At 63.6% G+C, this 21,392-nt stretch carries 20 protein-coding genes and 1 tRNA gene; 12 read left to right on the forward strand and 9 right to left on the reverse strand.

Going from position 1 to position 21,392, the window contains the following annotated elements; translation table 11 throughout:
* Window positions 1-23: 23 nt before the first annotated feature.
* Entirely contained in the window at window positions 24-1,022 is a 999-nt protein-coding gene (locus tag ACOYW6_RS12620) for a peptidylprolyl isomerase (RefSeq protein ID WP_423141655.1), read from the reverse strand.
* Between the two features lie 40 nt (window positions 1,023-1,062).
* Entirely contained in the window at window positions 1,063-1,461 is a 399-nt protein-coding gene (locus tag ACOYW6_RS12625; protein WP_423141656.1) for a metallopeptidase family protein, read from the reverse strand.
* Window positions 1,462-1,558: 97 nt separating this feature from the next.
* Here ACOYW6_RS12625 and ACOYW6_RS12630 point away from each other — a divergent pair.
* Window positions 1,559-1,649, forward strand: a tRNA-Ser gene (locus ACOYW6_RS12630).
* A 398-nt stretch (window positions 1,650-2,047) separates the two neighbouring features.
* Here the strand turns inward: ACOYW6_RS12630 and ACOYW6_RS12635 are convergent.
* From ACOYW6_RS12635 to ACOYW6_RS12645, 3 genes are read right to left on the reverse strand one after another with little or no spacing between them, the layout of a single operon-like run.
* Window positions 2,048-3,607 (reverse strand): recombinase family protein, encoded by a 1,560-nt coding sequence (locus ACOYW6_RS12635; protein ID WP_423141657.1) that lies wholly within the window; start codon window positions 3,605-3,607, stop codon window positions 2,048-2,050.
* Window positions 3,604-4,011, reverse strand: a complete 408-nt coding sequence (locus ACOYW6_RS12640) for a DUF2924 domain-containing protein (protein WP_423141658.1) — start codon at window positions 4,009-4,011, stop codon at window positions 3,604-3,606. The genes ACOYW6_RS12635 and ACOYW6_RS12640 overlap by 4 nt, the downstream gene beginning before the upstream one ends.
* On the reverse strand, window positions 4,008-4,295 hold the full coding sequence (locus ACOYW6_RS12645; protein ID WP_423141659.1) for a DUF3489 domain-containing protein: 288 nt from the start codon (window positions 4,293-4,295) through the stop codon (window positions 4,008-4,010). The genes ACOYW6_RS12640 and ACOYW6_RS12645 overlap by 4 nt, the downstream gene beginning before the upstream one ends.
* A 185-nt stretch (window positions 4,296-4,480) precedes the next feature.
* Here ACOYW6_RS12645 and ACOYW6_RS12650 point away from each other — a divergent pair, with 185 nt between their 5' ends.
* From ACOYW6_RS12650 to ACOYW6_RS12665, 4 genes are all read left to right on the forward strand, one after another.
* Window positions 4,481-5,782, forward strand: a complete 1,302-nt coding sequence (locus ACOYW6_RS12650) for a site-specific DNA-methyltransferase (protein WP_423141660.1) — start codon at window positions 4,481-4,483, stop codon at window positions 5,780-5,782.
* On the forward strand, window positions 5,779-6,285 hold the full coding sequence (locus ACOYW6_RS12655) for a DUF5681 domain-containing protein (RefSeq protein WP_423141661.1): 507 nt from the start codon (window positions 5,779-5,781) through the stop codon (window positions 6,283-6,285). The genes ACOYW6_RS12650 and ACOYW6_RS12655 overlap by 4 nt, the downstream gene beginning before the upstream one ends.
* A complete protein-coding gene (locus ACOYW6_RS12660) occupies window positions 6,282-6,836 on the forward strand; it encodes a DUF5681 domain-containing protein (protein ID WP_423141662.1) in 555 nt (184 codons plus the stop codon). The genes ACOYW6_RS12655 and ACOYW6_RS12660 overlap by 4 nt, the downstream gene beginning before the upstream one ends.
* 580 nt (window positions 6,837-7,416) lie before the next feature.
* The gene (locus ACOYW6_RS12665; RefSeq protein WP_423141663.1) at window positions 7,417-11,163 is read left to right on the forward strand and encodes a hypothetical protein; all 3,747 of its coding nucleotides are present in this window, start codon (window positions 7,417-7,419) and stop codon (window positions 11,161-11,163) included.
* A 288-nt stretch (window positions 11,164-11,451) separates the two neighbouring features.
* On the opposite strand, the gene ACOYW6_RS12670 is transcribed toward ACOYW6_RS12665, so the two are convergent.
* Window positions 11,452-11,832: a hypothetical protein gene (locus ACOYW6_RS12670; RefSeq protein ID WP_423141664.1), complete on the reverse strand. Its 381-nt coding sequence runs from the start codon at window positions 11,830-11,832 to the stop codon at window positions 11,452-11,454.
* A 178-nt stretch (window positions 11,833-12,010) separates the two neighbouring features.
* Window positions 12,011-12,379: a hypothetical protein gene (locus ACOYW6_RS12675; protein WP_423141665.1), complete on the reverse strand. Its 369-nt coding sequence runs from the start codon at window positions 12,377-12,379 to the stop codon at window positions 12,011-12,013.
* 365 nt (window positions 12,380-12,744) lie between these two features.
* Here ACOYW6_RS12675 and ACOYW6_RS12680 point away from each other — a divergent pair, with 365 nt between their 5' ends.
* The 6 genes from ACOYW6_RS12680 to ACOYW6_RS12705 all read left to right on the forward strand — a co-directional run bounded on the left by ACOYW6_RS12680 (window position 12,745) and on the right by ACOYW6_RS12705 (window position 16,741).
* A complete protein-coding gene (locus tag ACOYW6_RS12680) occupies window positions 12,745-13,122 on the forward strand; it encodes a response regulator (protein ID WP_423141666.1) in 378 nt (125 codons plus the stop codon).
* A 126-nt stretch (window positions 13,123-13,248) separates the two neighbouring features.
* Window positions 13,249-14,271, forward strand: a complete 1,023-nt coding sequence (locus ACOYW6_RS12685; protein WP_423141667.1) for a sensor histidine kinase — start codon at window positions 13,249-13,251, stop codon at window positions 14,269-14,271.
* Window positions 14,272-14,453: 182 nt separating this feature from the next.
* Window positions 14,454-14,906: a hypothetical protein gene (locus ACOYW6_RS12690; protein ID WP_423141668.1), complete on the forward strand. Its 453-nt coding sequence runs from the start codon at window positions 14,454-14,456 to the stop codon at window positions 14,904-14,906.
* Between the two features lie 317 nt (window positions 14,907-15,223).
* A complete protein-coding gene (locus ACOYW6_RS12695; RefSeq protein ID WP_423141669.1) occupies window positions 15,224-15,946 on the forward strand; it encodes an IS6 family transposase in 723 nt (240 codons plus the stop codon).
* Complete coding sequence (locus ACOYW6_RS12700) at window positions 15,925-16,389, forward strand: PIN domain-containing protein (protein WP_423141670.1); 465 nt, start codon at window positions 15,925-15,927, stop codon at window positions 16,387-16,389. The genes ACOYW6_RS12695 and ACOYW6_RS12700 overlap by 22 nt, the downstream gene beginning before the upstream one ends.
* Before the next feature lie 16 nt (window positions 16,390-16,405).
* Window positions 16,406-16,741: a hypothetical protein gene (locus ACOYW6_RS12705; protein ID WP_423141671.1), complete on the forward strand. Its 336-nt coding sequence runs from the start codon at window positions 16,406-16,408 to the stop codon at window positions 16,739-16,741.
* Window positions 16,742-16,762: 21 nt separating this feature from the next.
* Here the strand turns inward: ACOYW6_RS12705 and mobF are convergent, their stop codons facing one another.
* Window positions 16,763-19,348 carry a MobF family relaxase gene (mobF, locus tag ACOYW6_RS12710; protein WP_423143131.1) on the reverse strand — a complete coding sequence of 862 codons (2,586 nt, stop codon included), beginning with the start codon at window positions 19,346-19,348 and terminating at the stop codon, window positions 16,763-16,765.
* 51 nt (window positions 19,349-19,399) lie between these two features.
* On the opposite strand from mobF, the gene ACOYW6_RS12715 reads away from it, so the two are divergent.
* Window positions 19,400-20,122, forward strand: coding sequence for an IS6 family transposase (locus tag ACOYW6_RS12715; RefSeq protein ID WP_423141672.1), 723 nt, complete (start codon window positions 19,400-19,402; stop codon window positions 20,120-20,122).
* Between the two features lie 479 nt (window positions 20,123-20,601).
* Here ACOYW6_RS12715 and ACOYW6_RS12720 read toward each other — a convergent pair whose 3' ends face one another.
* Window positions 20,602-21,378 carry an alpha/beta fold hydrolase gene (locus ACOYW6_RS12720; RefSeq protein WP_423141673.1) on the reverse strand — a complete coding sequence of 259 codons (777 nt, stop codon included), beginning with the start codon at window positions 21,376-21,378 and terminating at the stop codon, window positions 20,602-20,604.
* Between the last annotated feature and the right edge of the window lie 14 nt (window positions 21,379-21,392).

Consider the following 21,392-nt stretch of genomic DNA (forward strand, 5'->3'; position numbering starts at 1 on the left):
CTATCACCGGCAAACGGGCCGCGCTACCCGGACTTGACTCGGCGCGTTGGCGGGGCGGCGCTGCACAGGTCCATGCCGCCGGCCTTGACGCGGAAGAAGTCGTCCTGCCGGTTCGCCCGCGCGACGACATATTTGGCGAATGTCGGTCCTTCGCTGGAGAGGTATTCGAATGCCGGCAGATCGGGCACTTCGTTGCCGAGCCGGACCGACCGGATCGCCGTCCGCTCGGCCGGGGTCTCGTAAAATCCCAGCGTCCCGGTGCCGCGGGGCAGGGCGGAGAGCCACTCCATCCCCTCGATCACTTTGCCAACCACTGCAATGTTGCGATCGAGCGGCCGGGCCGGGCCGATCACGGCATAAAGCTCGGCCCCCGTGCCGGTATCGGGCGACAGGTTCCGCCCCACCCCGATGCTGCCATAGCAATGGACCGGCCAGACCCCTTCGGCGCCGCCGGCGAAGGGCAGACCCTTGGTGAAGGCGCCGAAACGCGCCGGATTATAATCGCGGAACACCGTTCGCCCGCCGACGATGGCGGGCGACGGCGCCGCGCCGTGGGTCCTGAACCACGCCGCGGCGCCCGCCGGGACCAGGCCCGCCGGCGCCGGCACCGTGTAGGCGCTCTCCGGGATTGCCGCCAGGCCGGCGGGAAGCGCGCGAGCTTTGGCTGCGTCCTCGCCATCGGCATCACCCCATTGGACGACATAGTTGTCCTGCACGCGGTTGATGCTGAGACCGTCCCACCAATGCGCGGCGGCAAGCTTGCGGATATTGCCGACCCAGCCTTGCGCGAACGGTGCCGGCATCAGCCGGATCACGACCCGCCGTGCCTTGGCGTCGCGGCCGCGCGCAAGGTCCATGACCAGAAGGTCCGACGGGGCGATGCGAACCCATTCGGCCGGCGCTGCCGTCGCCAGGATAGCGGCTGAAGAGCCGGGCGGCGGCGGGGGCGGTGGAGGAGCCGGCGTCTGGGCGGAAGCGGCGGCGGCCAGCGCCAGGGCGCCGAGGGCTGGGATGCGGATCATGCGGGTATCCTGCCGCGGCGAGCGCGCCAAGTCGAGAGGATCAGGCCTGCTCCTCGATCAGGTGCATGTCGTCGTCCGACAGGCCGAAATGGTGGCCCACCTCGTGGATGACGACGTGGCTGACCAGCCGCTCGAGTGTTTCGTCGCCGCGCGCCGCCCATTCGTCCAGCAACGGTGAGCGGAACAGGCGAATGCGATCGGGCAAGGTGCCGCTGGCGTTGGCCTTGTCGCCCACCGGCACGCCTTCATAGAGGCCGGTCAGATCGAAGGGATCGTCGATGCCCATTTCGGCCAGGGTTTCGGGATCGGCAAAGTCCTCCACCTGCAGCACCATCTCGCGCAAGTGCTGGGCAAAGGGTGCTGGCAGCCGGCTTAGCGCGGTTCGGGCCAGCGCCTCGATCTCTGCGGCAGATGGGGCGGCTCCGAAGGTGCGTGTCATGCCTGCGCCATAGGCCGGATGGACGCCGCTTGCCACCGCGCCCCGCTCCCGCTAGTCCGCGCCCCGGCCACGCCCCCGGCGCCGGCCCAGGCAATGCGGAGCGGTGGCCGAGTGGTCGAAGGCGCTCGCCTGGAAAGTGAGTATACGCCAAAAGCGTATCGAGGGTTCGAATCCCTCCCGCTCCGCCACCGACCCCCAGCACTGGTCTCCTATCAGGACGAGCGGCCTCAAGCCGGCGCAACAGGCGGGCTTGCCGGCGCCAATCCGTCAGCGTTCAGGGAACAGGCGGCCGTATCACCGCTAATGCCGGAGGGTTTGGCGCCCGGGTCTCCGCGCGGATCGGCATCGGTAAGGTTTGCCTGTTAATCAGGCCGGAACAGGGAAAATCTCAAAAATCGCGCCAGAAACAGGCCATCCAGGGGCCCGCGCGCTCGATTACAAGGTTTTAACTTGCGGTTTTCTGCGGGTCTGGGCCCGCGAAACGACGTTTCCCTGTTAATCGTCATAACAGGGCATTGAATCCCACGGATCAGGCGCTTTAATCCGCCAGATCAGGGCATTTACGCCCAAAACAGGCAGCGCCGCTTCAGCGCCAGCCAAGTACCTGTTCCTGCTCAGTCCACAGGAGAGGGATGTCGGCCTTGGTCAGCCGCTCTAGGTTGATTGCGGCGGGCTGACGGCCGGCGAGGATGTCAGCCTGAATGCGGGGCGACAGGAACGCGAGCCGCAGGATGCGCCGCTCGTAAAGCGAGGCCGGTGCCTCCTCGACGTGGCTCACCCCGCCCCGACGAACCAGCATCTTGTGGCCACGGCGCAGCGCGCCGATCAGAGAAGGGTCCCGCCGCTCCGTTCGGGCACCGGGAGATGCGATCTCGCAGCGCCCGCCGCGTCGCTGGATTACGGCATCAACCTGGGCAACGGTCTTGGACCGCGAGGCCCGGATGACGCGGTCGCTCTCACGCAGACGCGGCGCGACTTCGGCCGCCCGATCACCCTTCAAGGTGATGACCACGCCGCCTTGAACAATGTCGACCCTGCCGATCGCGTCGATCGCGCCGGGTTGGCCCCAGCGGGCCAGACACTCGGTCAAGAGCGCCTCGATGACCGCTGCTGGCACGCGCTGCGCGATGCCGTCGATGGACCTGGCACCCTGCTGCAAGGATGAAGACACATAATAGCGGTAGGCCTTGCCGCGCTGCCCGCGCGAGAAGGCCGGGCTCATGGGTTCGCCATTGGCGTCGAACAACTTCCCCGTGAGCGGCGCTCGGACAAGGCGCGCGCCCGCTTTGGCGCCGTGGCGACGCGCGTTGGCATCCAGTTTCCCTTGGACGGCATCAAACAGGTCTCGATCCATGATCGCATCATGCTCGCCCTCATGCGCCACGCCGCGGTGCACGATCTGCCCGAGGTAGATGCGACTGCGTAGCACGTGGAACAAAGCCCCCCGGCTGAACGGCTGCCCACCAAGCGATTTGCCCGATCGCGTCACGTGAACTCGCGAAGTGATCCCCCGCGACGTCAAATCCCGCTCGAGCGCATGAACCGAGCCCAGCTCAAGGTAGCGCGCGAAGATGTGCCGCACGATCGCCGCATCGGCCTCATTGACCAGGAGCTTGCGGCTACCTGCCTCGGGCATATCGTATCCGATCGGCGGCAGTCCTCCCATCCACATGCCCTTGGCCTTGGACGCGGCGATCTTGTCGCGGATGCGCTCGCCGGTCACTTCACGCTCGAACTGCGCGAACGACAGCAGCACGTTGAGCGTGAGCCGTCCCATCGATGAGGTGGTGTTGAACGCCTGCGTCACCGAGACGAAACTGACCTCGTGGGCATCGAAGCGTTCAACTATGCGAGCAAAGTCGGCAAGGCTGCGCGTGAGGCGGTCGATCTTGTAGACGACAACGACATCCACGAGCCCGGCATCAACGTCGGCGAGAAGCTTGACGAGCCCCGGCCGCTCCATGGTGCCGCCGGAGAACCCTCCATCGTCGTAGCGGGCCGGTAGCAGCTTCCAGCCTTCATGCGCCTGGCTCTTGATGTAGGCCTCGCCAGCCTCCCGCTGGGCATCGAGGCTGTTGAACGACTGCTCGAGCCCTTCGTCCGAGCTCTTGCGGGTGTAGACCGCGCAGCGCAGAACCTTGCTCATGCCGCGGTCCGCAATCCGAAGAACCGCGGCCCGTTCCACTTCGAGCCCGCGATCGCGCTCGCCGCGGCCGACAGGCTCGCGAACTTGCGGTCGCCCCAGCGGAACCCGTTCTCCTCGACGACAACTTCGACCCGGCGACCCTGCCATGTTCGGGACAGGGTAGCGCCGACGCCGAACTGGCTGCCCTCGGGCGCAACCGGGCCGCTGCGGGCGAGGGCGCGTCTGGTTATTTGATCCAGCCCGCCCAGCGCTTCGGCTTGGACCTGCCACGCCAAGGCTATGCGCAGGATTGCGACCGATCGCAGTGGAGGTGGGTCGCCGTAGCGCGATCGCCAGAACGCGCGGAGGCCTTCGAGGTCCATCTGACCGATCCCGATGATGAGATCGTCGAGCGCGGCGCTCATGCTGCCGCCGCCTTGTAGCGCCGCTCGCCGCCAGACTTGTCCGAGGTGATGATAAGGCCGCGCTTCTTGAGCGCCCCGGCCAGCGCACCGCGCACGGAGTGGGCTTGCCACCCTGTCGCGGCCGTCATCTCGGCGATGCTGGCGCCTTGATCGCGAGTGAGGAGGCTGGCGAGCCGATCGAGCCGCGATTGGGCCTTCGGGGCAGGACTCGCGAGTCCAGACGACGTGTCAATCTCCCGCGCCATGCGGCGCGGCTTGCGGTTTGTTGGAGCTGGCAAGGTCATTGTGTGTCTCCGATCGCGCGCGCCAAAGCGGCGCCGCTACCGAGACGAGCCCGGGTGCCGGGCAGGGATCAGCAATGCTCGGTTCGACCGCCCAGTCCAGTCATTCAGGATTTATCCCCAAGATCGGCCTGGGCCGAATTTGACGGCGGTGTCCAAAACGGGAACGTTCTGCTATTGTTCGCCTCATGGCAACCGTTCCCCTTACGGCCGAGTCGGTCGTTCGCCCGCTGACGGTCGTGTACCGAACGACCGGCAGCCTCGTCCCCGATCCCCGCAATGCGCGAACGCATCCAAAGCGGCAGATCGAGCAGATCGTCCAGTCGATCCGCGCGTTCGGCTTTACGAACCCCGTCCTCGCGGATCCGGCGGGCAACCTTATCGCCGGGCATGGCCGATTGCGAGCGGCCAAAGAGATGGGGCTTGCCGAAGTCCCGGTCATCACGCTCGAGGGGCTTAGCGAAGCACAGAAAAAGGCGCTGCGGCTTGCCGACAACAAGATCGCGCTCAATGCCGGGTGGGATGTGGAGATCCTCAAGCTTGAGCTCGCTGACCTTTCTCTGCCGGAGTTCGAGATCGACCTGTCGCTCACTGGCTTTAGCGCTGGCGAGATCGACGTCGTGCTGGCGGATAGCGAAGACCCGGCGGATGAAGTGATTCCTTCCGTCCCCGAACATACGCGCGTCCAGATGGGCGACATCTGGGAGCTGGGCGAGCACCGTATCGGCTGCGGCGACGGGCGCGACGCCGACTTCCTTAAGCTCCTCGTCGGCGATGAGACCATCGACTGCGCATTCCTGGATCCGCCTTACAACGTGAAGGTCAACGGCCACGTCAACGCCAAGGGGCGGCACCGCGAGTTCGCGATGGCGTCGGGCGAGATGAGCGAGAGCGAGTTCCGCACGTTCCTGAAAGCGACGCTTGGTGCCTGCGCGGCGGTGTCGCGTGACGGTGCCGTTCATTTCGTCTGCATGGACTGGCGACACATGGATGACGTGTCCGCTGCCACGACCGGCATCTACGGCGATCTGCTCAACATCTGCGTGTGGAACAAGTCGAACGCAGGGATGGGCTCGCTCTACCGCTCGAAGCACGAGATGGTGTTCGTCTACCGTGTCGGCGACGCGCCGCACTTCAACGCGGTAGAGCTTGGCAAGCACGGTCGGAACCGCACCAACGTGTGGGACTACGCCTCGGTAAACTCGCTCAAGGGCAGCCGCCGCGAGGACCTCGCGCTGCATCCGACCGTAAAGCCGGTTGCGATGGTGGCCGACGCGATCTGCGACGTGACCCGCCAGGGTGAGCTCGTGCTCGATATCTTCCTGGGCTCGGGGACCACCCTGATCGCAGCCGAGCGCGCCCGCCGGCGTTTCCGCGGGCTCGACATCGATCCCGCCTATGTCGAGGTGGCGATGACGCGGTGGTCGCAGCTGACGGGCAAGGAGCCGGTCCTGGTTCACCGCGCCGCAGAAGCAGAGGCTGCCGAGTGAGCAGGTTCCAGAAGGGCCAGTCTGGCAACCCCAATGGCCGGCCGCGCAAGCGGCGGCCCGATGTGTCGGCGTTCGACATCCTTTTCGACAAGCGGCTGACCGTGACCCAGGGCGGGAAGGAGCGCGAGCTGACGTTGGACGAGGCGCTGCAAATGCAGACGTATCATGCGGCGCTCAAGGGCAGCCGCATGGCGATCCGCAAGGTGCTCAAGATGATAGAAAAGCGCGAAGTCGCGCTCGCCAAGAAGGCGGCGCCTCGGGCTAAACCGGTCAAGGTCGAGATCCATCATACGTCGGACAATGCCAACGATGCGCTACGGATTCTTGGCATCGCCCATCCTGACGACGACGATAGCCGACGCTGGAAGGTCGAGACCTGGGCAACCCAGGCGGCGCTGAGCCGGCCCGGTCGCTGTAAGTTCTCCGCGAAGGACATCCACGACATCAAGTTCTTCACTCGGGGCGCCGACACCTTGCACTGGCCTCGCGGAAGCGAGGTATGAGCGGGGCCGAAGTAGCAGCAGGGTACGGCAATCCGCCTGCCGCGACGCGCTTCCGCAAAGGACAGTCCGGTAACCCCCGCGGCCGGCCTGCCAACCGCCGCCGAGAAATACCTTACGACGCCGTGCTCGGTCAGATGGTTGTTATCCGCGAGGAGGGCCGGGAACGGCGCGTTACCGCAGCTGAAGCGTTCCTCTTGCAGCTGACCCAGAAGGGTCTCGCCGGTGACAGCGCGGCTGCGCGTGCGTCGCTTGAGGCGATCGAAGCGGCGCGTTCACAGCGAGGTGAGGATCGCGTTGGCATAACGAAGATCATCTGGTCGTCGACCAGCAGCGGTGCCGACGCGATTTTAAGCAGGCTGAATCTGGCACGGCGCAGACACGCGACGGACGAGAAGAGGATGCGCTGGGAGCTGAGTCCTTGGATTGTTGAAGCAGCCCTGGCGAGGCTGGGCGATCGGAGGTTGACCAAGGAAGAACAACGCGAGGTTTACCGCTGCACCAGCACGCCTGCTAAGGTCAGCTGGCCGGAGTGGTGGAGTGAACGAGGCTAAGCGGCAGCTTTGCGCCCTAAACTCCGCCGTTCGCCCCGCCGGTCGATGATCGCGAAAGCCGCCGTTCGTTCTAGTTTCGGCTCAGCGACGCTAACGACCGACATTGGGAACTTTTCTGTCTGCCTGTTTGGGGCAGCGGATCGCAAAAAACAGACATAAGCGCTGAAACGTATGAGAGGCGGCAACGCGAGTCATTGCTAACTGCGCAACGCCAGTTTCGCCTCGTTTCTGCCGATTGACGCTGAAGAATATCAGCTCGAAGGCGAGCTCGTAAGGTTGATGGGAGCATGGTGGCCGCGACCGAGCGCCGATATCGTCGCAGCTCGGTTCAACGATGCCATTGTCGTCGCGTCATCTCGGCACGCACCCACCGGACCGACTGGAATCGAGGATCCGATCGGTGAGTTGATACTCGAAGGCGAGCGTTGCAAACGGGATTGGTCCCCTGAAAGGACAGCGCGGGCGAGCTAGAATCGGCCGACCGAAAAACACTTAGATCGAACGTGCGCAGCCACCGATTCGGATTCATCTCACCGTGCGGGCGTGTAACCAATGGGCAACCTCAACCGAGGAGTGTTGAATGGTGACAGGTGAAGGAATGATGCTCGACGCAATGATGGCGGCAACCGACGCGATGGCGATCGGGCCGATCGAGGAGCGCCTGGGCAAGCTCGCGGCACGGCTGGACAAGTTCGACAAGGCCGCGACTCTCGCGATGCTCGGCGGTCTCCTGACCGATCCCGATCTGCACGCGAACGCCGTGAGGTTCGAGGTGCTGATCCACCTCGTCGCGCTCCGCGCGAACGGAACGCTGCGACCGACAGCTTCGCAGCTCCGCGAGTGGCTGAACGAGATCCTCGGCGAGGACCGGGTCGGGCACCAAGAGGATCCACCCGAGGACGTGTTCGTGGCCAACGTCGTGTCCGGGACGGGCAACTCGCTGCTGTTTGAGGGCATCTGGGAGGCCAATGCGGCCTACGTGCAGGCCGTGCTCTACGCGGTCACCGCGTGCGCGCGAGAAGGAAGCACATGGGCTCCGCACTGTCTGCGACAGGTGTCGGCGCTCCTAGAGCTGACCACCGCCATTGCGGAACGCAGTGTACTTTCCCGCAACGTCACCGGCGGCGGGCGACGGCTTGCCCGCGTCCAGTTCCCGACGAGGCGGATCGGGGAACTGTCGGCGCGCGTCCGCTTCACGCTCGCGGACCTTGCGGAGCTCGACATCGAGCCGTTCGACCTGCGCCCGTTCGTCTTCGATCCGGCCCACAGTGCAGTCCTGCGTAGCGAGACAATCAGCTGGACCTCGCTCGAGGCTCGGCCGATCCTGATGGATGGCGAAGACTTCGTAGTCGCGCTGCCGACCGCGATCGGTGCCGCGATCAGGCGGCGCGCCCTCGAGATGGCGTTGAACAACGACGAAGGCGAACGCCTTCGGGACAAGCTGACGGACTACCAGTTCGGCAACAGCGTCATGAGCGCCCGGATTGGTCTTACTTTGGGTCGTATCACGGGGCCCGACACCGACGCGCAGTCCAGCGCTGTCGAGATGATCTGCACGTTCGACGTCGGCGCCTATGCGCACGTCATCTTCGTGCAGGACGACGTCGAGGAGGTCGCGGACCAAGGCTTCCGTTCCATCAAGGACGTGTCCGCCGATGTGCGGCGCCGCGTCCACGCCGGCATCTCCACGATCAAGGCGATGCCCGATTTCCGAATTGGGATGACGATCCTCGCATTCGGCGGTTTGGGCAGGGGCTTCATGGCCGACCCGGGACGCGTCCCGCCCGAATGGCCCTTCGTCGGGCTCGGCGCCGAGGATCTGGAGCTCTTCGCCGACGACTCGAACACGTCAGCGCTGCAGATGTACCGCATCCTCGATCAGGAGCGGCAGCTTCGCCGGACGCGAAGCCAGCTCGTGAACCCCAACGGTTTCCTCAATCTCTATGGCTTCGTGGAGGGCAACGACTTCGAGATCCTTCCCGAGGACGCCGAGCGCGGCCGCACGCTGATCCAACTCGGGACCAACTACCTCCTGTCGGTCCGGGTGCGGATCCGTCGCGCGCTTGACAAGCACGCGGTGCGGGTCGATCCGCGCAACGCGTTCGTCGAGGTTCGTAGACCCTCGACCGAGATGTATTTCGCCGACCTCCAGACCGAACCCAGCTACGTGAGCGTCGCCGACGCGATGGAAGGACGGCCCGCTGCCGCCATCGAGGTGGACGGAAGGACGTGGTGGATCACGATCGCGGGCACCGCCCCGACGCCGTCGAGGTCGCTGTCTTACCGCGTCTGGGATATGCTCAGGAATTGGGTGGTCATGATCGCGCCGGCGCTGGCCGGGGTTGCCGATTCGTTGCCCCAGTTCATCAGCATCGAGCTGGCCTTCCCGGACGGGGCCGATCTCGATGCGGCGACGGTCGCGGATGACGCAGATCCCGCAAAGCCGGTTCTCAATATCGTCGGCGAGGCCATCCGCATCGATTGCCCGGTGGATTACCTCAGAGCCTTCGGACGTCCCGACAATGTGGGCGACCGCTGGATGGTCGAGACGGTCGTACAGGCTGCGCTCGACCTCAACGGATCGACTGAGAACGGTCTGGCCGAGCAGATCGCGTCCTCGATCGTAAAGGACAGATCGTCACGGCATCTCCATGTGCTGACCCCGAAGACCGCTGGAGACTTCATCCTGGCGACGGCGGAGCTGCCGGCCGCGCGGATGATACAGCCCGAGGTACGGGCCTGGGCGGACATCGGGCTCGCGCAGCGAAGCGGCGTGGCTCAGGGGGACGCCGGGGTAGTCGAGGACAAGGCCGAAGCCGGCAAGCTGCTGCAGAAATCCGTCGAGATCCTCTGGGAGGAGATACGCGCGCGGCTTGAGCTGATCGATCGGACGTCGGTTATCGAGGCGTGCATCGACAACCACAATGCGATCGACCGGGACCGGGCGACCTGGCGTCACACTGCCGCCGCCATCCTTCATCTCCATCCACGCGAGGAGGTGATGCGCGCCGCGGTCGAGCGCGAGAGCGCGCGGTCGGAGGTGGGACTGGGCTGCCGCGTCGTAATCGAGATGGCGGTGTGCACCTCGCCGGTAACCGGGGGACGCACCTGTTCGCTGGACGATCTCGACTTCCTCCTTGCGCGCGTTTCGCTCCTCTGCGGTGTCGCGTCGCGCAGTGACGAAATCCATCACGGGTTCGCGGAGCGCATCGAGATCAAGCCGAGCGGCGTCCTCAGGTTCGAGGACGAGTTCGCGGAACGGATCCACCGGCCCTTCATGGTCGCCCTGTCGCGGGACCAATTCGACGCGGCGGCGCAGGGTTACGACACCTTCTACGAGGTGCCAGAGGAGATCGATGACGAGGAATATGAACGCCAAACCAACAAGGAATTCGATGCGGCGTTCGCGGTCGAGTACGGCGTGACGCCGATCCGCATGGTCGACTTCGTCTCCCGTCTCGGTGATCGTGCCGTCGCATCGGGCAACGGCCGGGTGACCGTTCGCCGCTCGGAACTGAAGGCCGATCTCGTCGCGATGGACGGCATGGACGACGCGGCGGCCGATAGGCTGCTGGAATCGTGGACGCTCGTTCACCGCGCGAAATGGAATGACATGAAGCCTGTCGGCGCAAGTGCGAAGGACTGGTTTCCATGGCGGTTCGCTCGGCGACTTAGCCTGCTCTCCAGGCCTATCGTCCAGCTAAACGACGACGAGGATCCGGTCTGCATCGTATCGCCGGTGATCGCGGAGCACGCCTCGGAGTACGCATTGCGGGCCTACAACGCTCGTCTCCCGGAATCTTATTTCCGGACCGAGGAGATGAAGCGCTGGATCGGCGCCGCCGTCGACCGTCTGGGTCATCAGTTTAATCGCCGCGTCGCGGCGCGGCTCAAGGAGCTTGGGCTTGAGACCGAAGCCGACTATTTGATGACGCGGCTGGGCGGAACCAAGGAGAGCGGAGACGTGGACGTGCTGGCCTGGAACGGTTCGACCGGCGCCGTCTATGTCATCGAGTGCAAGCGCCTGCTCGCCGACAAGACGGTCGGTGAGATCGCCGAACGCCTGGTCGAATTCGGTCCAAACCATGTTGAGCGCGGCGGCAGACGAGGGCCGACAAGACGTCACCTCGATCGCTTCCAGTTCCTGAAGGCGAACCTCTCGCAGGTATCGAAGACCACTGGGATTGCCGAAGGGTCGATCCGACTCAAGTGCTGCCTCGTGACGTCAGCACTCGTTCCGATGCAGTTCCAGCGCGAGGCGGATGCCTATTTCGACATCGTGTCGGATTTCGAAGGCATGGGCGATAATTTCGCGCCGCACGGTTGACAGCCGCTGATGGGCGATCTCTGGGTGGGCGGGCGACGACGATCTCCAAGAACTGCAGTCGCTCGTGCGACGCGCCTGTTGCGGCGATGCGGCTCTGCGCCACCCGTTCGCGTGATTTGACATTGCGTACGAAGAAGCTGCGCCAGCTTCGATCGTCCGGTTTTTGAGCGTGCCATCTGTAAGCGGACAGTCAGCAACCGGCCCAGTTCCGGTCGTTCGGGGCGATTACGCCCTCGTGGCAGCTTTCAGGCGCTCGCCGACTTAGGCGCTATGTCCGAAATGGGTTGGTTAGTTGCCGTTTGACGGTATCCTCCAATGAACCGGCAAATCGTCAAAATATCCCCATGACTCCCATGAGCCATCGCTACCCGCTGGGCGGCTCGCCAACCTCCACTCAGGCGGGTCAGGGAAGCCATGCCACGCTAGCTGCATCAACAGCAGTTCCTCGCCGTCGTGCGTGGCGTAAAACTGCACATCGCCGTCGATCAGCTTTTGTCTTTCAATCCGAAAGACTGACGAACCAGCTTTTCGTATCGCTGCCCACTCAATCGGTTTCGCCGCTCTTTCTCGAAAGCCGGCGAGTTGAGCATCGGCAACTATGTCGGAAGCGTCCCACGGGTCAGCTTCCCAAGCATTCGACGCGGCATTCATACGCTCGGCTTGTGACATCCGCGTCTCCAATCCCCAGATTACAGTGCTATTTGAACGACAGCAATGGGGTCGTTTACAGCCGGTCCGCTCTCAGAGCCGCGAAGCGACGGTGCGAACGCCCGACAATGGGGTGGGAAGGCGATTGTCCGGCTTTAAGGTAAATTATCCCGGAAGCTGACACCGTCCGAAGCGAGGCTTAGATGCCGATGTTCTCGGTGATTGTGCCGGCTATTCCTGCGACACATGAACCAACCAAAGTGAAAACAGCGATCGACGCTATGGACAGATCAGCGCCGAAAATCGCATCTACGGCCGCTAAGACTGGAAATAAGACGAACCCAGCAACGAAATAGAACGCGCCGCGTCGTGGATTGAAGTCGAAGGCTTTAGCCTTGGGATCGGGTGGATCGCGAAGCACCCAGAGCGAAGCTAGGCCCATCGCCAACAGAGGCAGCCACACCCAGACTGGCCACGATTGTCCCTCCTCAAAAACCCACGCTTGCACGAGGCCAGCCAAGCTGAGAATGGCAATGCCCAGATAAGCCAGTAGCTTCTTATCGATCATGTTGCCGTGCCAGCCTTGAGGTCATTCACCGCATCGTATGGATCGATGCCATCGAAAAAGCATGTCTGCAATGGGGGCGACCACGCGCGGACCTAAGTGGCAAAAATGGGGTCGTTTACGGACTGGCCGCTTTCGGCTGGGCGAGGGGCTAAGCGGCCTGTCGGCTTTTGGAACGGATCGCGTAGCCGGGAGTGGCCGATATTAGGGTGGATAGCTGACACGCTTTGCCGTTGATTGAACGGCCGCCGATCGTAATCCAGGTAGACGCAACAAATCCCTGCGCGGGCCGTTAGCTCATCGTTCAGATCACGCTTCGTTGCTTCGACCCGAAGCTCCCATCGTGCTCCGTCTCCAGGGGGACTACGATGCACGCGTTGATCATCGAAGACCAAACCCTGATCGCCATGCTCGTTGAGGATTCCCTCCGCCGGTGCGGGTTTACGTCTTTCGACTTTGCCATTTCCAAGGACGATGCGGTCCGCTCCGCGCAGGCCCGATGCCCCGATCTGATAACAGCCGATGTCGAACTGGATCCCGGCAGCGGAATCGATGCTGTCGATCAGATCTGCGTCGGCCCACCGATCCCCGTTGTCTTCGTGACGGGGAGCCCACTGGAGGTCAGTGAGCGAATGCCGCAACACCTGATGCTGCTCAAGCCGTTCGAATCCGACGATCTGATCGCTATCGTTAAGATCGCGCTCGCCCGAGCCGATAACGCCAGGCAAAATTGGCATACGAATTGAGGCAGGCTTTGGGCTGAAAAAGCCTATGCCTTAAAAATGCGGCGGGTTTCAGGACCCGGTCGTTCTAGCCGCACTGTCGGATAACCTCTCATGATGAGAGACCCGGTCCTTTCGAAGGCCCTGGCCATGACCTCTCCTGTCGCTCCGCTGGCCGACGCCGCCACGCGGATGTCGCTTGCGCTCGTCGCCTCCTCGCAAGTGCCCCTCCTCCTGCTCGGTGACGACCTTACGGTCATCGGCGCCAGCGCATCGTTTTGCAGGACGTTCGGGATCGACGCGCAATCAGTCAACGGCACCATGCTGGCAGACTTGGGACATGGTGAGTGGAACGTGCCCCAGCTCAACTCGCTGCTACGAGCAACCTTCGACGGTGCGGCGGCAATCGATGCCTATGAGATGCAACTGGAGCGCAGCGGCCACAAAACCGCCTGGCTGGTGTTGAACGCTCACCGGCTCGACTACGGCCAAGGGGAGGTGCGCCGTGTCGTGTTGGCGGTTACCGACGTCACCTCCGCGCGTCTCGCCGAGAAACTCAAGGACGAACTGGTACTGCGCAACGAGATCCTGCTGAACGAATTGCAGCACCGGGTTGCTAACAGTCTGCAGATCATCGCCAGCGTGCTGATGCAAAGTGCGCGCCGTGTTCAGTCACAGGAAACCCGCACGCACCTGCACGCTGCGCACTCCCGGGTCATGTCGGTCGCCACGCTCCAGTCGCAACTGGCCATCAGGGGCTCGGACGATGTCGAGCTCAGGAAATACCTCAAGGACCTGTGCGCCAGCATCGGCGCCTCGATGATCGATGATCACGATCGGATCAGCATCACCTCTTCGGTGGACGACGTAGCGGCGTCTGCCAACGTGGCTGTGAGCCTGGGGCTGGTGATGACCGAGCTCGTCATCAACGCGCTCAAGCACGCCTTCACGGGGCGCCAGCAGAAGGGCAAAATCGAAGTCGCCTACCTCTCCAGCAAGGACGCCTGGACCCTCTCGGTCAAGGACGACGGTAACGGCATGGGTGCGGAGGCTGACTCCAAGCCTGGGCTTGGCACCGGGATCGTGGCGGCATTGGCTCGGCAGCTTAGCGCCAAGGTCCAGACCGAGAGCACGGCTCAAGGCACCAAGGTATCGATTGTCCACACGGACTAGCCGCTAAGCGTGCCCTTTTGCGCGGGGTCCGGCTGCTTTTTCCGCTCAGCGGGCAGGGCAGCCAACCTTCCGCAATGGGGTCGTTTGCGGCTCGTCGGGTTCCAGGTTTGACAGGCGCCTAGCTGCCAGTCGGCTTTCAGCGCAGCCAGCATGACCCCGAAAGTCCGAAATGGGGTGGAAAGTTGCCGCTGAAAACCTTAACCTCGGATATGGCTTTGATCCGAATTTCACAGTTCGATGGTTCCGTTAGCGAGGTTCCACTGGCGCGGTCGCGACATGCTGCTGCCGTATTGGCGCTTGTTTTCCCGATTCTTTGTAGCGCTATCTGGCTCGCATGGATCATCCCGGCTGTATTGACACAAGGCTTGGTCACTGATCGTCAATTTCTCGTGAGCGCGGCCGTTAGTATAGGGGCGGCCGTGTTTTACTTCCAACGTTACTGGGGTCCCGCTTTGACGGCATTGAAGAATCCGGTGCCGGTCTGCCTCGTGGGAAACTTGCTGCGAGTAAATGGCGAAACATTTCCGGTCACGGATGGGCTCACCATTGAAAGCAATGCCCGTCTGCTTACCCTTAACGACGCCAACAAGGTGATCGCTACTTTTCCCGGCTATTTCATCCGCTTGAGGCGTTAGGCCTAGGCAACCTGCTTTCGGCGCTCCGGCCGGTTCTGGTTGGCGCGCGGGTTAGCCGTATCACGTCAGAGGATGAGATGCCCGGACGTTCGTGATCGCGTGTAACCACGACGGGCGTCGAACCAGTGAGGCTGACGGGATGTCCGCAATGGGGTCGCTTGCAGCTGGTCCGGTTTCGGCTTTGACAAGGGCATAGCTGCCAGTCAGCTTTCAGCGAAGCCAGCATGACCCCGAATGTCCGGGATTAGGGTGGGGAAGCGGCCACACGACTTTGGGCGGCTCTGTCAGACCAACGGGGTAGCTGCTAGCGGCGCCACATGCCACGCAAGTCCCGAGCGAAGCCGCCCAGCCCATTTCTGAGGTTTAACTCGTCTCCAGAGGTGATCCGCCTCGTTGTGATGATGTACGTCAAATATCCTCTCAGCTTGCGGAACGTCGAGGACCTGCTCTTCGAGCGCGGCATCGACATTTGCCACGAGACGGTACGGATGTGGTGGAACCGGTTCGGCCCGCTGTTCGCAGGCGATATCCGCAGGCAGCGGGTAAGCCGGCTGCGCGGCTTCCGTCAGTGGCGCTGGCATCTCGATGAAATGTACGTGAAGCTCAACGGCGAGATGGTCTACCTGTGGCGCGCGGTCGACCAGGAGGGCGAGATCCTCGAGAGCTTCGTGACCAGGAAGCGGGACAAAGCCGCGGCGCTCAGCTTCATGAAACGCGCGCTAAAGCGCTACGGATCACCCGAAGCGATCACCACCGATGGCCTGCGCTCCTACGGCGCAGCGATGACCGAGTTGGGCAACAGCGAGAAGCGCGAAGTTGCGCGCTGGGCCAACAACCGGGTGGAGAATAGTCACCTGCCGTTCCGACGACGGGAGCGCGCTATGCTGAGGTTCCGACAAATGAAGTCGCTTCAGAAGTTCGCCAGCGTCCACGCCAACGTCCACAACCACTTCAACCAGGAACGCCACCTCGTCGACCGAGAGACTTACAAAGCCCGCCGCTCAGCCGCCCTGGCTGAGTGGCAATCGCTTATGGCCTGACGTCACACTGCCCTAGCGATAGCTCCGCCAATCGGAGACCAGTTCGCATTAGACTGACAGCACCCACAAATGTTCTTATCAACATCTTGGATAAACCCGGGACGCCAGCAGCAGCAAACGCGACTGAGGCACTAGGAGGTCGGGTAGCCGCTGTCTCGCCAGTTGCTGCAATGGAGTATACGCAGGGCAACGCCGCAGCTGGGATCAGCCCCGAAGCGGCCCAAGCTCGCCTTGATGGAATGGTCGCTAGCGGTGCGGCCAAACTAATCCTTCCCGGAAGTTTGATTGAAGTCGGTAAACTTATGGCGGTAGACGGTCTCAAATTTAACGATGCCCAAATTGTTGCAGCGGGAGTCGAAGCGGGATTAACCACCTTGACATCAGATCTTAAAACGTTGGCAAATAAAGTTCCCGAACTTACAGAAACCTATAGACCGCGTTAAGGAAAGGTGACCGGGAGTGAAAATCGCTGATCTTGAGGCTCTGGCTAGATTAGAGGAGAGCGCGACACCAGGCCCTTGGTTTGTTCAGCATTTGGACGATGATATGCGCATGGGAGCCATAGCCGTCTCGCGATCACAAGAGCATGGACCTGACGAAAATATGCGCTCGGGGACTTGGCCGACCGAAGATATCGTTGCAGCCTGCCTTATCCAATCGCCCCCATACGCGGCTATTGCGGATGATAGACATGCCGAGAATGCCGAATTGATTGCTGAAATGAGGAACGCTCTTCCGGCTTTACTTGATCTTGCTAGATCGGCATTGTTGGGTGACACCTGCAAGCGCAAGTGATATACTTTTCATTTAAACGCCCTATTCGTGCGTTATTCCGACCTCCCGCCGCACTTCGTCGATCGCGCCCATCTGCGCGCCATCGCGTAGGCCGAGCGCTTCGGTGAGGCTGGCGCGGTTATCGGTGTAGAGCGCGACCGCGTCCTTCGCCCTGCTGATTGCGACATAGACCGCTGGCGCATCAACGGCATTGGCGCGGAAGCTCTCCAGATGGGCCATGACCCGATCGGCGGTCGCGCCCTGGGCGGAGTGGATGGTGCGGACCCACCCTGGCCGGATATGCCGATCGGCGAGCCGCGAGAGGTCGAGCGCTTCGTGCTTGCCGTCCTCGCGCTCTACCGCGATGCCGCGTCCGTGCGGATCGATCCCGACGACGCTGGCGGTGTGGCCGTTCAACCGTCCCGCGCGGCGATTGTTGCGGGTGAACTGTATCCTGTCCCCGGTGCGCAACTCCTGCTCGATCTCGACGAACGCCTCGGCCTGATCTCCGCCCCATCGCGCGGGCGACCAAGTGATGGCCTTGCCCTGCGGCGTGGCGAGCGAGACCGTGCCCGCCTCGGCGTCCACAGCATCGACCCGATAGGCCCGCCCCCGGCTCAGCCGCTGTTCGCGACTGCCGCGCCGGAACGTGACGATCTGGCCGGGGGCGTAGCTGGCGGCGTCGGACGCCTCGGCGCGGGTCAGGCCCAGCGGTTCGAGCGTGGTCGCAGTGATGGCCTCGGCCCCCAGCGTGCCGTCGCGGACCAGCTCGGCGCGGATGGCGTCGGTGAGCCGCTGGCGTCCCTCGCGGGTCGGATCGAGCACGAGGGTCCGGGCGCGGTCTGCGGGCGATAGCTGCGCGTAGTCCCGCGCCATTGCCGCATTGCGCTGCGTATCGTCCGCCTGCTCGACGATCCGCCCGCCGCCCTTGTCGAGGGCCTCGAACGCGCGCGCTGCCTCGCCTGCCAGGATGGCTTCGACCGCTTCCTTGGTATGCACGTTGGTCTGGCGCACGATCTGGTCGAGGATGTGGGTGGCCATGCCGTGCTCCTGGAGCTGCCCGAACGCGCGGCCCGCCTCGACGCTGCCGAGTTGGCGCACATCGCCTACGAGGATCAGGCGGGCATCGGCTTCGCGGGCCTGGGAGAGCAGCGCTTCGCTGTCGCGGGCGGAGAGCATGGAAGCCTCGTCCACGATCCAGGCCTCGCGCCCGCGTTCGATATCGTCGGCTTGCCCGAGCAGCATGCGGGCAACGGTGAGCGGTTCGGCGTCGATCGCCTGGCCGAGCAGCTCGGCGGCGGTGGCGGTGGGTGCGAGCGCGCGGACGGTGAGGCCCTGCTCGCGTGCGGCCCTGGCATAGGTGGCGATGACGGTGGTGGTCTTGGCGGTCCCGGCATGGCCCTGGATGGCGGTAACCGATGCGGGGGAGAGAAGCAGGCCCCTTGTCGCCTCGCGCTGGCTGTGGGTCCAGGCGTGGCCGTGCTCGGTGGCGGCAAGCTCGGCTGCGGCGATGGTGCGGGCGGCGTGGATGCGATCGTGCAAGGGTGCGAACCGCTCGCGTCCGGCGGCCTCGATCGCGAGCATGCGGGTCTCGGTGGCGACGGCCTGGCGGGTGGCGAACCCTGCGGCTCCGCTGGCGAGCCGGGGTGCGGCCCGGGATACGAGGTCGCCGGTCGCTTCGGCCTGGGCGATGGCGGCGAGGATATCGGCATGGGTGGCACTGCCGCGTGCCCGGATGCTGGCCTCGCGTTCGAGCTGGGCGGCGGCAAATGTGGCATCGCGTTCGGAGAGCATGGCGGCGGCGAACCGGAGCGCGTTCTCGGCGGCGGCGGTGCGATCGGATGGGGACGGTTCGGGGTTGGCGATGCTGCGCGCCTCAGCCTGTGCGATCATGGCGCGGCGGGTATCCTCATCGAATCCCAACCCATCGGCCTCGGTTCGCCAGGTGCCGGTGAGCGTGGTCTGGTCGATGGGGCGCTTGGGGGCGCGGGTATCGAGGGCGATGACGTTCTTCTCGGCGGCCGAGGCGGTGGCGCGGTTCTTGCCGCGCTCGTCCAGCACTGCCTCGATCTGGGCGGCACGCGGGGAGAAGGCGCGCAATACGTCCTGCGGCACGCCGTCGATCTCGAAGGTGGTGTCGGGGTTGGTGGTGACCGCGTAGCCGAGGCGCTGGACCTCGGTCGCCAGCTCGCGGTGGTAGATCGCGCCGATATCCTTCTGCAGGCGATAGAGGTCGCGGCTCTCGACGGAGCGCCATGCGCCGTCTGCACGCTGGGTGGCGTTGGCGATGACCGAATGGGTATGGAGCTGGGGCGCGGGCGTGCCGCTCTCGGTGGCGCGGGCGGTGACGTGAGTGAACCGGGCGATGGCGAGCTTGCCGGTGTTGACCCGCTCGACCGCTTCGCCGTCGCGGATACGGGTGGCGGCGGCATGGCGCTCGGCATAGTCGAGCGCGGTGGTGACCGCGCGGGCATGGGCATCGATCAGGCGGCGGTCGCCTGCGACCAGCGCCATGGTCGATACCGACTTGGGCGCGGACATGGTGAGGTCCCATCCCGCCTTGTGCTCGCGGGTGCCGTGGCGGGTGGTGCCGAGCAGCGTGCCATCGGGCAGGCGTCCTGCGAGCAGTTGGGCGAACTGGCTCTGTCAGATCAACGGGGTAGCTGCTAGCGGCGCCACATGCCACGCAAGTCCCGAGCGAAGCCGCCCAGCCCATTTCTGAGGTTTAACTCGTCTCCAGAGGTGATCCGCCTCGTTGTGATGATGTACGTCAAATATCCTCTCAGCTTGCGGAACGTCGAGGACCTGCTCTTCGAGCGCGGCATCGACATTTGCCACGAGACGGTACGGATGTGGTGGAACCGGTTCGGCCCGCTGTTCGCAGGCGATATCCGCAGGCAGCGGGTAAGCCGGCTGCGCGGCTTCCGTCAGTGGCGCTGGCATCTCGATGAAATGTACGTGAAGCTCAACGGCGAGATGGTCTACCTGTGGCGCGCGGTCGACCAGGAGGGCGAGATCCTCGAGAGCTTCGTGACCAGGAAGCGGGACAAAGCCGCGGCGCTCAGCTTCATGAAACGCGCGCTAAAGCGCTACGGATCACCCGAAGCGATCACCACCGATGGCCTGCGCTCCTACGGCGCAGCGATGACCGAGTTGGGCAACAGCGAGAAGCGCGAAGTTGCGCGCTGGGCCAACAACCGGGTGGAGAATAGTCACCTGCCGTTCCGACGACGGGAGCGGGCTATGCTGAGGTTCCGACAAATGAAATCGCTTCAGAAGTTCGCCAGCGTCCACGCCAACGTCCACAATCACTTCAACCAGGAACGCCACCTCGTCGACCGAGAGACCTACAAGGCCCGCCGCTCAGCCGCCCTGGCTGAGTGGCAATCGATTATGGCCTGACGTCACGCTGCCCAGCGATAGCTCCGCCAATCGGAGACAAGTTCGCATTAGACTGACAGCACCTTTGCTTTCACTAAACGATGGAGCATTGGCGTCAATCGCGCGATCGGCCTGGTCAAGGCTGCCTTGGCGCTCGGTGTCCGCAATCGGTCATCAGCTATCCGGCCGCCCAGCGCCGGATTCTCCATGCTTTCGATTACTGTCTGCTTCAGGCGAGTCGGCCGCGCTTACAAGGGCCCAAAGCTCATCCCGCGCAAGGTCGTCCAATCGATCTTGCCGTTGCTCACGCCGAACGCGGCGACGGGCCATTAAACGCCGGGCTTTCGAAATTATGGATGTTGGCGTCATTGCGGGATCAATAACGCGAAGATGAATGTCCGCAATGGGGTCGAAAGCCGAATGTCCGCTTTCCCGGTTCGGATACCCAGAAGCAGACTACTGTTTACGGCCCAGATTTGACCGGTCCAAGCAAATCCCGGCTAACCCGTGGCGTTGAGAATAACGCGGACTGTCTCGGCCGGCTGATCCCACATTGGAAAATGGCCACTCTCTTCGAACCAGTGCATAGTTGCATCTGGAAAAGCAGCAATCGCTCGGCCCGCTTGCGCGGGAAGGCACAGTCGATCCTTGCAGCCCCAGCCAATTACGACGGGCGCAGCGGTAGCCGCCGGACCTTCCTGCATTGGACCGGTAGCGAGGTCCTTTACCAGGGAGTCGAAGGTAGACGTACCAGCAAACGATCGCAGTTCGTTCAAAACCAACGACGGATCCAGCGCCCATGGTTTCGCAGAAAGCTGAAGCATGAGGGCAGTCCGACCGGCGACGTTCTTGGTAATCGAGGGTAGGATTGGTTGCATCGCCCGCACCAGAGCGATCGACGCTGAAATGGTGGTTCTGAAGAACGTGCGTTCCCAACCATGCCAGAACCCGCCCGGATCGAGAGCGACAACCGCACCGGCGCGACCGCGCCGTGCCATCTCTAGCACGAGGCGCGCGCCCATGGAGCTGCCAACCATATCGATATCTTCGAGATTCTCGTTGATCAGCCAGTCCTCCACGCCGCGCGCCAAGCTGGCAAAAGTGCCGCTGTCGGCCTCCGCAGCGGTTTGACCGTGGCCGGGCAGGTCGAGGGCAATTACCTCACGTTCGTTCGAGAGTGCGGCAGAGACTGTGTCCCAAGACCGGTGACTTCCCCCCAAACCGTGAATGAGCAGGAGGGGCTTGCCGCGGCCTGAGCGCGAGTGGTGCATGGTCATGGCGATACAACGCC

Origin of the sequence: Parablastomonas sp. CN1-191 (assembly GCF_049354825.1) — a bacterium.
Lineage (GTDB): Bacteria > Pseudomonadota > Alphaproteobacteria > Sphingomonadales > Sphingomonadaceae > Novosphingobium.